11 protein-coding genes are annotated in these 13,206 nt (G+C 68.7%); 2 read left to right on the top strand and 9 right to left on the bottom strand.

Annotation, left to right across the window (positions count from 1 at the left end):
• Positions 1-58: 58 nt before the first annotated feature.
• The 3 genes from PQ455_RS02230 to PQ455_RS02220 are packed head-to-tail and all read right to left on the bottom strand — an operon-like array spanning position 59 to position 4,254.
• Complete coding sequence (locus tag PQ455_RS02230) at positions 59-1,519, bottom strand: efflux transporter outer membrane subunit (protein ID WP_273688807.1); 1,461 nt, start codon at positions 1,517-1,519, stop codon at positions 59-61.
• A complete protein-coding gene (locus PQ455_RS02225) occupies positions 1,519-3,087 on the bottom strand; it encodes an MDR family MFS transporter (RefSeq protein WP_273688806.1) in 1,569 nt (522 codons plus the stop codon). The genes PQ455_RS02230 and PQ455_RS02225 overlap by 1 nt, the downstream gene beginning before the upstream one ends.
• A 3-nt stretch (positions 3,088-3,090) precedes the next feature.
• The gene (locus PQ455_RS02220; RefSeq protein ID WP_273688804.1) at positions 3,091-4,254 is read right to left on the bottom strand and encodes an HlyD family secretion protein; all 1,164 of its coding nucleotides are present in this window, start codon (positions 4,252-4,254) and stop codon (positions 3,091-3,093) included.
• A gap of 121 nt (positions 4,255-4,375) precedes the next feature.
• Between PQ455_RS02220 and PQ455_RS02215 the strand changes: the two genes are divergently transcribed.
• Together PQ455_RS02215 and ggt are read left to right on the top strand one after the other, a co-directional pair.
• Positions 4,376-4,921, top strand: a complete 546-nt coding sequence (locus PQ455_RS02215) for a TetR/AcrR family transcriptional regulator (RefSeq protein WP_273688802.1) — start codon at positions 4,376-4,378, stop codon at positions 4,919-4,921.
• Between the two features lie 43 nt (positions 4,922-4,964).
• A complete protein-coding gene (ggt, locus tag PQ455_RS02210) occupies positions 4,965-6,707 on the top strand; it encodes a gamma-glutamyltransferase (protein ID WP_420542821.1) in 1,743 nt (580 codons plus the stop codon).
• Positions 6,708-6,790: 83 nt separating this feature from the next.
• On the opposite strand, the gene PQ455_RS02205 is transcribed toward ggt, so the two are convergent.
• The 6 genes from PQ455_RS02205 to rbfA form a co-directional block, all read right to left on the bottom strand.
• The gene (locus PQ455_RS02205) at positions 6,791-7,501 is read right to left on the bottom strand and encodes a DUF899 family protein (protein ID WP_273688800.1); all 711 of its coding nucleotides are present in this window, start codon (positions 7,499-7,501) and stop codon (positions 6,791-6,793) included.
• Positions 7,502-7,729: 228 nt separating this feature from the next.
• Entirely contained in the window at positions 7,730-10,057 is a 2,328-nt protein-coding gene (gene pnp / locus PQ455_RS02200) for a polyribonucleotide nucleotidyltransferase (RefSeq protein WP_273688798.1), read from the bottom strand.
• 283 nt (positions 10,058-10,340) lie between these two features.
• Positions 10,341-10,610, bottom strand: a complete 270-nt coding sequence (gene rpsO / locus PQ455_RS02195) for a 30S ribosomal protein S15 (RefSeq protein ID WP_273688796.1) — start codon at positions 10,608-10,610, stop codon at positions 10,341-10,343.
• On the bottom strand, positions 10,607-11,641 hold the full coding sequence (truB, locus tag PQ455_RS02190; protein WP_273691191.1) for a tRNA pseudouridine(55) synthase TruB: 1,035 nt from the start codon (positions 11,639-11,641) through the stop codon (positions 10,607-10,609). Before truB ends, rpsO begins: the two co-directional genes overlap by 4 nt.
• 520 nt (positions 11,642-12,161) lie before the next feature.
• On the bottom strand, positions 12,162-12,659 hold the full coding sequence (locus tag PQ455_RS02185; protein WP_273688795.1) for a hypothetical protein: 498 nt from the start codon (positions 12,657-12,659) through the stop codon (positions 12,162-12,164).
• Positions 12,656-13,075, bottom strand: coding sequence for a 30S ribosome-binding factor RbfA (gene rbfA / locus PQ455_RS02180; protein ID WP_273688793.1), 420 nt, complete (start codon positions 13,073-13,075; stop codon positions 12,656-12,658). Before rbfA ends, PQ455_RS02185 begins: the two co-directional genes overlap by 4 nt.
• Between the last annotated feature and the right edge of the window lie 131 nt (positions 13,076-13,206).

Here is a 13,206-nt window from a genome sequence, read left to right as displayed (position 1 = left end):
CGGGGAGTACGCCCCTCGACTTCGCTCGGGACGAACGGATTTGAATCCATACATCCGGCTATTTCCCGGCTGAACCATCGGGCTCCGGCATCCACCCCAGCCCCAACGCCTTCTGCACCGCGATGAAGCTGTTGGTCAGCTGCGCCCGGCTCTGCGCCACCGCGATCGAGGCCGACAGGCCCTGCCGCTCGATATCGAGCTGGTCGATGGTGGCGCTCGTCCCGGCGCGGACCCGCTGCGCGTTGAGCGCCGCCGCGCGCCGCGCCGATGCCTCCGCGCGCAGGTTGCTGGCCAGCTGCTGGCGATAGCTGCCGAAGCGCGACAGCTGGGTCTCGGCATCCTGCAACGCCTCCAGCACCGCCTGCCGATATTTCGCCTCGGCCTGGTCGCGCTGCGCCGTCGCCGCCCGCGTCGCCGCACGCGCCTTGCCGAAATCGAGGAAGGACCAGCTCAGCATCGGCGCGGCGATCGTGGTGAGATTGCCCAGATCGAAGATGTCGCCCGGCTTGCTGCCGCCCAGCCCCAGAATGCCGAGAAACTGGATGCCCGGCAGCTCCTTCGCGCGGCTGACGCCGATCGCGGCGGTGCCGGCGGCCAGGGTGCGCTCGGCCGCGCGCACGTCGGGCCGGTTGGCGATCAGCGCCGCCGGATTGCCGATCGGCACCTCGGCCGGGGGCAAGGGCACCGACGCGGGCGTGGCCAAAGTCGCGTCCAGCACCCCCGGCGTCCGCCCGGTCAGCACCGCCAGCTGGTTGAGATATTCGTCGCGCTGGGCGCCGAGCGGGATGGTCTGCGCCTCGCTCGTCTCCAGCTGCGTCTGCAACCGTTCGATATCCAGCGCCGAAGCCGTGCCCCCCGCCTGCCGCCGCCGGCTGAGCGCCAGCTGCTCGCGCTGCAACCCCACCGACGCCGTGTTGAGCGCGATGCGCGCCTGCACGTCGCGCAACCCGACATAGGCCTGCGCCACCTGCGCCGAGAGGCTCACCTGCGCGTCGGCCAGATCGGCGAAACGCGCCTCGATCGTGCGGCGCGCCTGTTCCACCCCGCGCCGCGCGCCGCCGAACAGGTCCAGCTCCCACGAGGCGTTCAATCCGACATTGTAGAATTCGAGCGTGCTGCTGGTCCCGCCGCCCTCGCCCGTCGCCGCGTCGCTGTTCGCACCGATCCCGGTGCCGGGCAGCTGGGCGCGCAGATAGGTGGCGTTGGCGCTGACGCTCGGCAGTTGCGCCGCGCGCTGCTGGGTGAGCTGCGCGCGCGCCTCGCGGATGCGGGCCTGCGCCTCGTCGATCGACGGGCTGTGCGCCAGCGCGTCGTCCACCAGCGCCGTCAGGGTCGGATCGTCCAGCCCTTCCCACCAGCGCGCCAGCCCCGGCCCGGTGCGCAGCGCCGGATCGGCCGCGCGCACGAACTGGCCCCGCGCCACCGCGTCGGAGGCGGTTGCCGGCGGCCCCTTGTAATCCGGGCCGACGGTGCAGCCGCCGAGCAGGCCGAGCGCCAGGAGGGGAGCGATCGTGCGCATCAATGCACCGCCACCGGCGGCGCGCGCTTGGGCAGCGGGCGCAGGAACAGGACGAGCGGCAGCACGATCAGCGTGCCCATGCCCATCACCCAGAAGATGTCATTGTAGGTCATGACCAAGGATTGCGCCTGTATCTGTTGGGAGAGCAGCCGGAGCGCCGTCGCCTCGCCGCCGAACGACCGCGCGGTATTGGCGACATAATCCTGCACCATCGGCGAATTGGCGTTGAGCGTTTCCTCCAGCCGGCGCGAGTGGAACCACGTCCGCTGATCCTGAAGGATCGAGATGCCCGCCAGCGCGAAGCTGCCGCCCAGATTGCGCACCGCGCTGAACAGCCCGGCGGCGTCGCCCGCGTCGCTCACCGGAACCGATCGCACCACCGACTGGCTGAGGAACAGCATCCCCAATATTTGCCCCACCCCGCGCATCAGCTGCGACAGGGTGAAATCCCCGCCGTCCGATCCGATCGTGAGATTGGCGTCGAAAAAGGCCGACAGCGCCATGATGCAGAGCCCCGCCGCCACCGCGATCCGCACGTCCACCTTCTTCAGCAGGAAGGGCACGAAGGCGAGCATCACGATGCTGGGGATACCCGCCAGCAGCACCACCTTGCCCGACTGGAGCGAATTGTAATCCGCGATCGCCGACAGGAATTGCGGGATCGCATAGGAGGTGCCGTACAGCACCGCCCCCAGCACCAGCCCCATCAGCGACACCGATCCGAACTGGCGGTTGCGCAGCAGGGCGAGCTTTACGATCGGCCGCTTCGCCGTCATCTGCCCCGCCGCCAGCAGCGCGAAGCCCGTCGCCGAGATCAGCGCCATGTACCGGATCAGCTCGGAGGCGAACCATTGCTCGCGCTGGCCATCCTCCAGCAGCACGGTCAGCCCGCCCAGCCCCAGCACCAGCCCGGCGATCCCCAGCCAGTCCGCCTCGCGCACCAGATGCAGCTTCAGCGGCTGATGGGGCAGGCCGACCAGCAGCAAGGTGATGAGCAGGGCGCAGATCGGCAGGTTGAGGAAGAAGGCGTAATGCCAGCTGATATTCTCGGTCAGCCAGCCGCCGATCAGCGGCCCCAGCACCGGCCCGAGAATGGCGGTCATGCCGAACAGGGAAATGCCGATCGGTTGCTGCGAGGGCGGCAGGCGCTGGGCGATGATCGCCTGCGCCGTCGGGATCATCGCCCCGCCGGTGAAGCCCTGCCCCACCCGCCCGACGATCATCATCGGCAGGGTGGTGGAGATGCCGCACAGCACCGAGAAGGCGGTGAACAGCCCGGCCGCGACCAGCAGGAAGGTGCGCAGCCCCAGCACCCGTTCCAGCCAGGCCGCCATCGGGATGATGACGATCTCCGCCACCAGATAGGATGTCGCGACCCACGTCCCCTCGGTCCCGCTCGCGCCGATCTCCCCCTCGATCGTCGGCAGCGCGGAATTGACTATGGAGATGTCGAGCGTCGCCATGAAGGCACCGATCGTGCCCGCCGCCACCGCCAGCCACGCGCCGAGATCGGCCTTCTCGCCGGTCCTTGGGGGCGCGGCTTTCGCGGCAAGCGCGGCGCTCGCCATCGCCTAGCGCGCCCGCTCGCGCAGCCGGGCCTGCTCGTCGCGGATGCGATCGAGATCGCCTTTGGCCGAGATCGTATCGACCGTGACCGTCACCGACAGGCCCGGCACCAGCAGCCGCCGCGCCGCCGGGCTCGCCTCGATCGCGATCCGCACCGGCACGCGCTGTACGATCTTGGTGAAATTGCCCGTCGCATTCTCCGGCGGCAGCAGCGAGAATTGCGCCCCCGTGCCCGGCGACAGGCTCGCCACCCGGCCCGGCAATTCGGTGCCGTCGAGCGCATCCACCCGGATCGTCGCCGGCTGGCCGACCCGCATCAGGGCAAGCTGCGTCTCCTTGAAATTGGCGATCACATAGATTTTGTCGAGCGGCACCACGCTCATCAACCGCGTGCCCGGCTGGGCATATTGGCCCACCGTCACCGTCTTGTCGCCGACCCGGCCCGCCATCGCCGCGCGGATCAGGGTCGCGCCGACATCCACGTCGGCCGCCGCGCGCTGCGCCACCGCCGCGCGGCCCTGCGCCTCGCCCTGCCGCACCTGCGCCTGATAGGAGGCGATGCGCCGCTCCTGCATCTCCAGCGCCGCCGCCTGCGCGCGCACCTCGTCGGCCGATTGCGCGGCGGACTGGCGCAGCTGGGCGAGCTGCTGCTGCGTCTCCGCGCCCGATGCCACCAGCGGCGTGTAGCGCGCCACTTCGGCCGCGTCATAGGCCGCCTTGCTCCGCGCCGCCGCCAACTGCGCGCGGGTCTGCTCGATCGTCGCCTGCTGTTCGCGGATCTGCGCCCGCGCGCTGTCCGCCTGCGCCTCGGCCACCGCGATCTGCGCGTCGGCCTGCGCCGCCTGCGCGCGATAGGTACGCGGGTCGATCCGCACGAGCGGCTGGCCCGCCCTCACGTCCTGATTGTCCGCCACCAGCACCTCGGCGACATAGCCGCCGGTGCGCGGCGAGACCGTCACCGCATCGGCGCGGATGCGCGCGTCGTTGGTCTCCTCCAGAAACTTCCCGTGCGCCTGATAGCGCGCGAACCAGACGATCCCGACGACCAGCGCCACCACCACCAGCCCCAGCAGTATCGCCTTGGCCCGCCCGCTCAGCTTACGCTTGGCCGGCGCCGCATCCTCCGCCGGTGCCGTCTCGTCGGCCGGAGCCTCGGGCTCGTCGCTCATCGAATCGTCCTGAAAGCTCAGGCGGACATCATGTCCGCTTGCCCTTTCGATAACCGGACGATATGTCCGGTTGCAAGGCGCAATCGCACCGCTTGTGCTTTTTAGGGGGACGATCGACATCATGCGCCGCGACGCCCTCGAACGCCGCGAAGCCCTGATCGGGGCGGCCATCGCCTGCTTCACCGAACGCGGCTTCGCCGTGCCGCTGGAGGAGATCGCCGATCGCGCCGGCGTGGGGCGCGGCACGCTCTACCGCAACTTCAAGGACCGGATGGCGCTCACCCTCGCGATCTTCGCGCGGGAGATCGACCGGATGGCCGAACGGCTCGATCCGGACCTGTCCGTCGCCGCGGCCATCTCGGCCGCCGTGCGCGGCGGGCGCGAGGCGGCGGCGCTGTTCGGTCGGCTCGCGACCGAGATCAGCCTGTCCGACGAGGATATGGCCGCCTTCCGCGCGCTGGGTGACCGGCTTGAGGGCATGCTGGAGCCGATCGTCGCCCGCGCCCGCGCCCGTGGCGAGGTCCGCGCCGACCTGACGGCCAAGGATGTCGCGATCGCGATCCGCATGGCCAGCGGTCTCATGATGCGCCGCCTGCCCAAAGCCGAACTGGACACCCAGCTGGATCAGGCGCTCGAGCTGCTGATGCGGGGCTACCGCGCGGCATAGTTAGACATTGCCGCACCGCACCATTCGCCCCTATCGTTCGCCCATGTCGATCCGCCCCCTCGCCGCTGCCGCCCTTCTTTTCCTTCCGCTGGCAGCGCCGGCCAAGGCGCCGACGACCGGCCAACCGGGCATGACCTCCGCCGCCGACCCGCGCGCCGCCGCCGCCGGCGCGGAGATCCTCCGCGCGGGCGGCAGCGCGACCGACGCGGCGATCGCGATGATGCTCGCCTTGAACGTGGTCGAGCCGCACAATTCGGGCATCGGCGGCGGCGGCTTCCTCCTTCACAGCGATGGCGCGACCGGCAAGCTCGACACCTATAACGGCCGCGAGAAGGCGCCCGCCGCCGCCGACATCCGCTGGTTCTACGGGGCCGACGGCAAGCCGCTGTCGATCCGCGACGCCATCCCCGGCGGGCGCAGCGTGGGGGTGCCGGGCAATCTCGCGATGATGGCGCTGGCGCATAAGGCGCACGGCCGCCTGCCGTGGGCACGCCTGTTCCAGCCCGCCATCCGCCTCGCGACCGACGGCTTCGCCATCACCCCGCGCATGTTCGGGATGATGAGCAACTACAGCAGCCATGTCGACGCGTGGGGCAAAAGCTACCTGCTTGGAGCCGACGGCAAGCCAAAGCCTGTCGGCACGATCCTCAAGAACCCCGACCAGGCGGCCTTCTTCGCCCGTATCGCCAAAAAGGGCCCGGCCGAATTCTATCGCGGCAAGACCGCCGCGAAGCTGGTCGCCACCGTCAACGATTCTCCGCGCAACCCGTCGAAGATGACGGTGCGCGATCTCTCCGCCTACACTGCCCAGCAGTTCGCGCCGGTCTGCGGCACCTACCGCGCCTACAAGGTCTGCGGCATGGGCCCACCCTCTTCGGGCGGCGTCGCCGTCCTCCAGATCCTGAAGCAACTCGAACGCTTCGACATGGCCGCGCTCGGCAAGGACAGCCCGACCGCCTGGCACCTCTTCGCCGAAAGCTCGCGCCTGGCCTATGCCGATCGTAACGCCTATCTCGGTGATCCGGACAAGGTTTCGGTGCCCGTCGCCGGCCTGACCGATCCGGCCTATCTCGCCGCCCGCTCCGCGCTGATCGCGCCCGATCGCAGCATGGCGACGATCGCCGCCGGCGCCCCCCCCGGCGCCCCGCCGAAACAGCCCGTCCCGCCGCGCGACGAACAGGGCACCAGCCACATGGTCGCGGTCGACCGGCAGGGCGACGTCGTAACCATAACCTCCACGATCGAGAGCATCTTCGGCTCGGGGCTGACGCTCAACGGTATCTTCCTCAACAACGAGCTGACCGATTTCGACATCGTGCCGGAAGCGGACGGCTATCTCGTCGCCAACCGGGTCGAAGGCGGCAAGCGCCCGCGCAGCTCGATGGCGCCCACCATCGTCTACGGCCCGGACGGCAGGATCCGCATCGCCCTCGGCGCGGCCGGCGGCTCGACCATCATCGCCCAGATCGCCAAGGCTCTGGTCGGCGTGCTGGACTGGAACCTGTCCGCGCAGGACGCCATCGCTCTGCCCCTGCTCTACGCGCCGGGCGCCACGGGCGTGGTCGAAAAGGGCACCGCGCTGGAAGCCATGGTCCCCGCCCTCAACGCGCTCGGCGAAAAACTCGCCGTCGCCCCGCTGGGGCTGAAAGCCAACGCCGTCGAGTGGAAGGACGGCCACTGGCAGGGCGCCGCCGACCCGCGCAGCGAGGGCGAGGCGTATAACGAGGATGGCACCAAGGCCTCGAACATCACCCGCGTGGGCAAGCCCCCGCAGGTCCGCGACTGATCCCCAGTCATCGACCCCCGGCGAAGGCCGGAGGCCCGTCTTATCGCGGCACCTCGTCTGGCGGGGGAGGGTCGAGAGAAAGATCACACCCGCATCGCCAGGGTGGGATACCAGTCCGGCTTGCGGCCTTCCGGCGTCGCGTCGAGGATCGTCCAGATCGGCATCAGGTCAGGCGCGTCGCGGGGATCCTGACCGGGATCGGCGGTCTCGAAGCCCATTTCGGCCGACCAGAACAGGCGGATCGTGCCGTCGCGGCGGGTGAAGACGCTGAACGCCGCCGTGTCGTCGCCGTCGGGCATGATGGCGTGATAATCCCGGCTGAACGCATCGGTGAGGTCAGCGTAGAGCGGCAGCCCGCGCCAGCCGCGCTCCTTGGCATAAGCCGCGAGGCGCGCGTAGGGCGAGCGGGCGACGACGGCCAGCGCCACCTGATCGGTGATCGGCCCCACCTCCCCGTCCCAGCTGTCGAGCAGGGTGGTACACATCGGGCAGGGCTTTTCGCGCGCGGCGCCGAACATGAAGGAATAGAGGACCAGCGTGTCCTTGGTCCCGAACAGGCCGGCGAAATCGGTCTCGCCCGCTTTCCCTTCGAAACGATAGTCGCCGCGCACCTCGGGGCCGGTGGGCAGCTGGCGCCGCTGCGCCGCGACCCGCTCGATATGGCGGCGCAACTCGATCTCCTCGGCGAGCAGCGCGGTGCGGGCGGCGCGGTAGGTGTCGCTTTCGTGCGGCTGGCGGATCGGGTTGGTCGCGGCGAGCTGGCTCGCGGGGGTCAGGCTGTCGTCGAGGGCCATGATGCGTCTCCTCCCTCCTGACGGGGAGAGCGCGTCGGGGTGGGGAGAGGTTCCCCAAGGCCAACCGTCACCCCGGCGCAGGCCGGGGCCTCAGGAGGCTGCCACTGCCGTCGCCCCAAGCCTGACGAGGCCCCGGCCTTCGCCGGGGCGACGTGTCATATATCGGGCACGAAAAAGGGGGCCGCGTCGCCGCGACCCCCTTCTTTCATTCAACCTGTCGGCGGACGATCAGTCGTCGTCGCGCTTCAGGAAGGCCGGCGCGAAGTCGGGCGCCGGGCCGTTGTCGTCCGAACGGTCGCGGCGGGGGCCGCGCTCGCCGTCGCGGCGCGGGCCGCGCTCGCCGCCTTCACGGCGGGGGCCACGCTCGCCGTCACGGCGCGGGCCGCGATCGCGATCGCCGCCGCCACCGTCGCGGCGCGGGCCGCGATCGGCGCGCGGCTCACGGGCCGGGCGGGTGTCCTCCAGCTCGGCGCCGGTCTCCTGATCGACGACGCGCATCGACAGGCGAACCTTGCCGCGCGGATCGATCTCGAGCACCTTGACCTTGACTTCCTGGCCCTCGGACAGCGCGTCCGACACCTTCTCGACCCGCTCGTTCTTGATCTCCGAGACGTGGACGAGACCGTCCTTGCCGCCCATGAAGTTCACGAACGCGCCGAAATCGACGAGGTTGACGACCTTGCCGTCATAGATCTTGCCGACCTCGGCTTCCTCGACGAGGCCCTTGATCCACTTGATCGCGGCTTCGATCTGCGACTGATCGGACGACGACACCTTGATGACGCCCTCGTCGTCGATGTCGACCTTGGCGCCGGTGGTGGCGACGATCTCGCGGATCACCTTGCCGCCCGTGCCGATCACTTCGCGGATCTTCGACTTGTCGATCGTGATCGTCTCGATGCGCGGCGCGTGGGCCGACAGCTCGGTGCGGGTGTGATCCAGCGCCTTGGCCATCTCGCCCAGGATGTGGGCGCGACCGTCCTTGGCCTGCGCCAGCGCGACCTTCATGATCTCCTCGGTGATGCCGGCGATCTTGATGTCCATCTGCAGGCTGGTGATGCCTTCCGACGTGCCGGCCACCTTGAAGTCCATGTCGCCGAGGTGATCCTCGTCGCCCAGGATGTCCGAGAGGACGGCGAAGTCGGTGCCTTCGAGGATCAGGCCCATCGCGATGCCCGAAACCGGGCGCTTCAGCGGCACGCCGGCATCCATCATCGACAGCGAACCGCCGCACACCGTCGCCATCGACGAGGAGCCGTTGCTCTCCGTGATGTCGCTGAGGACGCGGATCGTGTAGGGGAATTCCTCCTTGGTCGGCAGCACCGGATGCAGCGCGCGCCAGGCGAGCTTGCCGTGGCCGACTTCCCGACGACCGGGGGCGCCGAAGCGACCCACTTCACCGACCGAATAGGGCGGGAAGTTGTAGTGCAGCATGAAGTTTTCGTAGGTCAGGCCCGTCAGGCCGTCGATCATCTGCTCGGCGTCGCGGGTGCCCAGCGTCGTGGTACAGATCGCCTGCGTCTCGCCGCGCGTGAACAGCGCCGAACCGTGGGTACGCGGCAGGAAGTGGACCATCGCCTCGATCGGGCGAACGGTCTTCGTGTCGCGGCCGTCGATGCGGCGGCCTTCCTTCAGGATGGCGGTGCGGACGATCTCCGCCTCGACCTTCTTGCCGAGCTTGGCGGCCTTCAGGCGGGTCGCCGGATCGGCGTCGGCGAAGGCTTCCTTCATCGGCGCCTTGGCGGCGGCGATGGCGGCGACGCGGTCAGCCTTGGCGGTGATCTTGTAGGCGGCGGCGATGCCCTTGCCGATCAGGTCCTTGACCTGCTTCTTAAGGTCGCCCTCGTCGAGAACCGGCAGTTCCCACGGATCCTTGGCGGCCTTCTCGGCGAGGTTGATGATGCCCTCGACGATCTTCTTCGACGCATCGTGCGCGAACACGACGGCGCCCAGCATCACCTCTTCCGAAAGCTCCTTGGCTTCGGATTCGACCATCATCACCGCGTCATGCGTGGCGGCGACGACGAGGTCGAGGTCGCCTTCCTTCACCTGATCGTTGGTCGGGTTCAGGATATACTGGCCATCGATATAACCGACGCGCGCGGCGCCGATCGGGCCCATGAACGGCACGCCCGAGATGGTGAGCGCGGCCGATGCGGCGATCATCGCCAGAATGTCGGGCTCGTTCTCGCCGTCGTAGGACAGCACCTGCGCGATGCACAGGATCTCGTTGTAGAACCCTTCCGGGAACAGCGGGCGGATCGGGCGATCGATGAGACGGCTGGTCAGCGTCTCCTTTTCGGTCGCGCCGCGCTCACGCTTGAAGAAGCCGCCGGGGATACGGCCGGCCGCCGAATATTTTTCCTGATAGTGGACGGTGAGCGGGAAGAAATCCTGCCCTTCCTTCACGCTCTTGGCGGCGGTCACGGCGCACAGCACCACCGTCTCGCCCATGGTGGCGAGGACGGCGCCATCGGCCTGGCGGGCGACGCGGCCCGTTTCCAAGGTGATGGTCTTGCCACCGACCTGGATCTCGCTCTTCTTGATGTCGAACATTGGTTTTCCTTCTCCGGCGGCCCTATGCCTGCCGGGACAGCGTGCGAGCTACCGGCTCGCGGCGGTGCGGGACATTTGCCCCTTGAGACTTCGGCCGAATTGCCGGTGGTCCCCGTCTTGTAATCCATCGTCATGCTGAATGTGTTTCAGCATCCACCTCTCCACAGGCAAAGCGCCGGAGAAGTGGGCGGCGATCATCTCCCGGCCGTCATCCAGCGGAGAGATGGATCCCGAAACATGTTCGGGATGACAAAAGGGGCGCCCTTTGGGGGCGCCCCTTGCGTCACTTGCGAAGGCCGAGCTTCGCGATGAGGGCGGTGTAGCGGGCCCGGTCCTTCTTCTGAAGGTAGGCGAGCAGGCTACGGCGCTTGTTGACCATCAGGAGCAGGCCGCGGCGCGAGTGATTGTCCTTCGCGTGGGTCTTGAAATGCTCGGTCAGGTTGACGATTCGCTCGGTGAGGATCGCGATCTGCACTTCCGGGGAGCCGGTGTCGCCTTCGGCGCGGGCGTTGTCGGCGATGACTTCCTGGCGGCGTACAGCGGTGATCGTCATGATATCGTTTCCTTCGGCATCAGGTTGAAGCCCCGCACCACCCGGATTTCTCCGTCGATGGCCTCCACCAGCGCCACGGGAAGATCGTCTTCCACGGCGAGGTTGAGGCCCGGTGTCGCAGGCATCCCGCGTAAGATACGCCCCTGTCGGAGCGCGCCTGCCTGATCGCGGGAAACGGAGAGAGCCGGGATACCGTCCAGCCCCGCCGTCATGGGCAAGGTCACATCTTCAAGCGCGCGGGCAGTAGCGGCTTGGTTCAGATTGTCCAGCGAAATCGCCTGATCCAGCGTGAACGGCCCCGCCCTGGTCCGCCGCAACATGCTGACATGGCCGACCGTGCCGAGCGCCAGCGCGATATCGCGCGCGAGGCTGCGGATATAGGTGCCCTTCGAGACCGTGGCGGAAAGGGTGATGGCCGCCAGCTCCTCCCCGGCACGGGGAGGGGGACCAGCCGCAGGCTGGTGGAGGGGGCTATCCCCGAAGCGCTGCGCTGGTGGCGAGCCCCCTCCACCACCGCCTTCGGCGGCGGTCCCCCTCCCCGTGCCGGGGAGGATGGTAAGAGAGTGAACCGTCACGTTGCGGCTGGCCAGCACCACCTCTTCGCCCGCTCGCGCCAGATCATATGCGCGCGCGCCATCCACCTTCAGCGCCGAATAGGCTGGTGGCACCTGCGCGATCGGCCCGGTGAAGCGCGCCAGCACCGCCGCGACGTCCGCCATCGTCGGCCGCGCGTCGCTCGTCGCGATCACGGCCCCTTCCAGATCGAGCGTGTCGGTCTGCGTGCCGAAGGCGATGGTGAAGTCGTAGGTCTTGTCGGCGTCGAGCATCCGCCCGGTCAGCTTGGTCGCCTCGCCCAGCGCGATCGGCAGCACGCCGGTCGCCAGCGGATCGAGCGTGCCGCCGTGGCCCACCTTCACCTTGCCCAGCCCGCACTGGCGCGCGACCCGCTTCACCGCCGACACGCCCTGCGTCGATCCCAGCCCGAGCGGCTTGTCGAGGATGATCCAGCCGTCCAACACGCTCAGCGCCATTCGTCCGCCAGGATCGAGAAGATCGCGCTGTCGCGGACATGACCGGTCCAGGTCACGCGATCCTGCCGCATGATCCCGTCGAGATGCCCGCCCACCTTCGCCATCGCCGCGCGCGAGCGAGCGTTGCGAACGTCCACGCTGAAGGTGACGCGGTTGATGCCCCTTGGCGAAGGCATCGGCCAGCATCATCCGCTTGACCCGCCCGTTGACCCCGGTGCCGCGCGTGGCGGGCCGGAAATAGGTGTTGCCGATCTCGACCGAGCGGCGATCGCGGTTGAGATCGATCCACGCCGACATGCCGACCAGCGTGTCCCCTTCCATCACCACGAACGGAATCCGCGCCGGATTGGCGAGGATCGCGGCGAAGTTCGTCGCGAAGCCGGCGGCCCCCCAGTCGATGGCATACATCTCCCAGATGCCCGCATCCTCCGCGCAGATCGCGGCGAGGGCGTCGCGGTGATGCTCGGCGAGCGCCACCATCCGCAACTCGCCATCGGCGGGCGGTGGTGTGAGGAGGGTTTCAGATGGCATGGTTGCTGGCCTTTGCGATGATGTCCCACGTGCCCGACTGGCCATCGAGCACATACCAGGTGATGCCGCTGCCATCGCGCGTCTCGACGAAGGCGATCTCGTCGGCGATGGCGGGCTGGCGGATGCGGCCGACCTGATCGCCGGTGCCCAGCATCGCATAGCCGCAACCGATCCGGTCGGGCCAGGGCGCCTCGCCGCGCAGGCCGGGCTGCTCGCCGCCCGACATGGCCGCCGTCGCCGCCGCCTCGATCCGGTAATTCTGCGCGACCGGCAGATCGCGGCCCTGCGCGGAAAATTCCATGCCGGGCATGAAGCGGCGCAGCGACAGCCGATCCGGCGGCTCGAAATCGATCGCCACGCAGCGCGCGCCCATGTCGGCCAGCACCGTCTGGAGGATGGGATCGGGCACCGCGATCGTCCGGGGCGGCGCGGTGCAGGCCGTGGCGAGCGCCATCAGCGGCAGCAACGCCGCCGCGCGGGGGCTCACGCGGGCTGGTCGCCGCTGTCGTCGGCCAGATCGCGCGCCACCTTGGGATCGCGCAGCAGCTGGTCGATCTTGCCGCCCTCGTCGAAGCTCTCGTCGAGCAGGAACTTCAGCTTCGCCGCATATTTCAGGTTCACCCGCTTGGCGACCTCGGACTGGAGATAGGCGGTGTTGGTGCGCAGCGCCTTCAGGATCACCGCATCCTCGGCATCGCGCCCCGCCGACAGCGGCTTCACAAAAGCCATGGCGTGTTTCAGATCCGGCGACATGCGCACTTCGGTGATCGAGATCATCGTGGCGGACAAGGTCGCGTCATGCACGTCGCCGCGCATCAGGATATCGGACAGGGCATGGCGCACCTGTTCGCCCACGCGCAGCAGGCGGACCGACTTGCCTTCGGAGGTTTCGTTACGTCGCATGTTGAAGGTCCGGGCTTTCGGGCGTATATGAGTTAGGCCAATACGGTGACATATCTATATCACCTCCTTGAGCCCGGGCGTTCCAGCGTCCGGGCTCAACCTTTTTGGAGACCGGGCTATTGGGGTCCGGC

The organism is Sphingomonas naphthae (assembly GCF_028607085.1).
Classification (GTDB): Bacteria; Pseudomonadota; Alphaproteobacteria; order Sphingomonadales; family Sphingomonadaceae; genus Sphingomonas_Q; species Sphingomonas_Q naphthae.
This window is presented reverse-complemented; position numbering and strand designations above follow the sequence as displayed.

Excerpts from the sequence above, each read along its gene's own strand:
- PQ455_RS02230 (WP_273688807.1), bottom strand. The coding sequence starts at position 1,519 with ATGCGCACGATCGCTCCCCTCCTGGCGCTCGGCCTGCTCGGCGGCTGC.
- PQ455_RS02225 (WP_273688806.1), bottom strand. The coding sequence starts at position 3,087 with ATGGCGAGCGCCGCGCTTGCCGCGAAAGCCGCGCCCCCAAGGACCGGC.
- PQ455_RS02220 (WP_273688804.1), bottom strand. The coding sequence starts at position 4,254 with ATGAGCGACGAGCCCGAGGCTCCGGCCGACGAGACGGCACCGGCGGAG.
- PQ455_RS02215 (WP_273688802.1), top strand. The coding sequence starts at position 4,376 with ATGCGCCGCGACGCCCTCGAACGCCGCGAAGCCCTGATCGGGGCGGCC.
- ggt (WP_420542821.1), top strand. The coding sequence starts at position 4,965 with ATGTCGATCCGCCCCCTCGCCGCTGCCGCCCTTCTTTTCCTTCCGCTG.
- PQ455_RS02205 (WP_273688800.1), bottom strand. The coding sequence starts at position 7,501 with ATGGCCCTCGACGACAGCCTGACCCCCGCGAGCCAGCTCGCCGCGACC.
- pnp (WP_273688798.1), bottom strand. The coding sequence starts at position 10,057 with ATGTTCGACATCAAGAAGAGCGAGATCCAGGTCGGTGGCAAGACCATC.
- rpsO (WP_273688796.1), bottom strand. The coding sequence starts at position 10,610 with ATGACGATCACCGCTGTACGCCGCCAGGAAGTCATCGCCGACAACGCC.
- truB (WP_273691191.1), bottom strand. The coding sequence starts at position 11,641 with ATGGCGCTGAGCGTGTTGGACGGCTGGATCATCCTCGACAAGCCGCTC.
- rbfA (WP_273688793.1), bottom strand. The coding sequence starts at position 13,075 with ATGCGACGTAACGAAACCTCCGAAGGCAAGTCGGTCCGCCTGCTGCGC.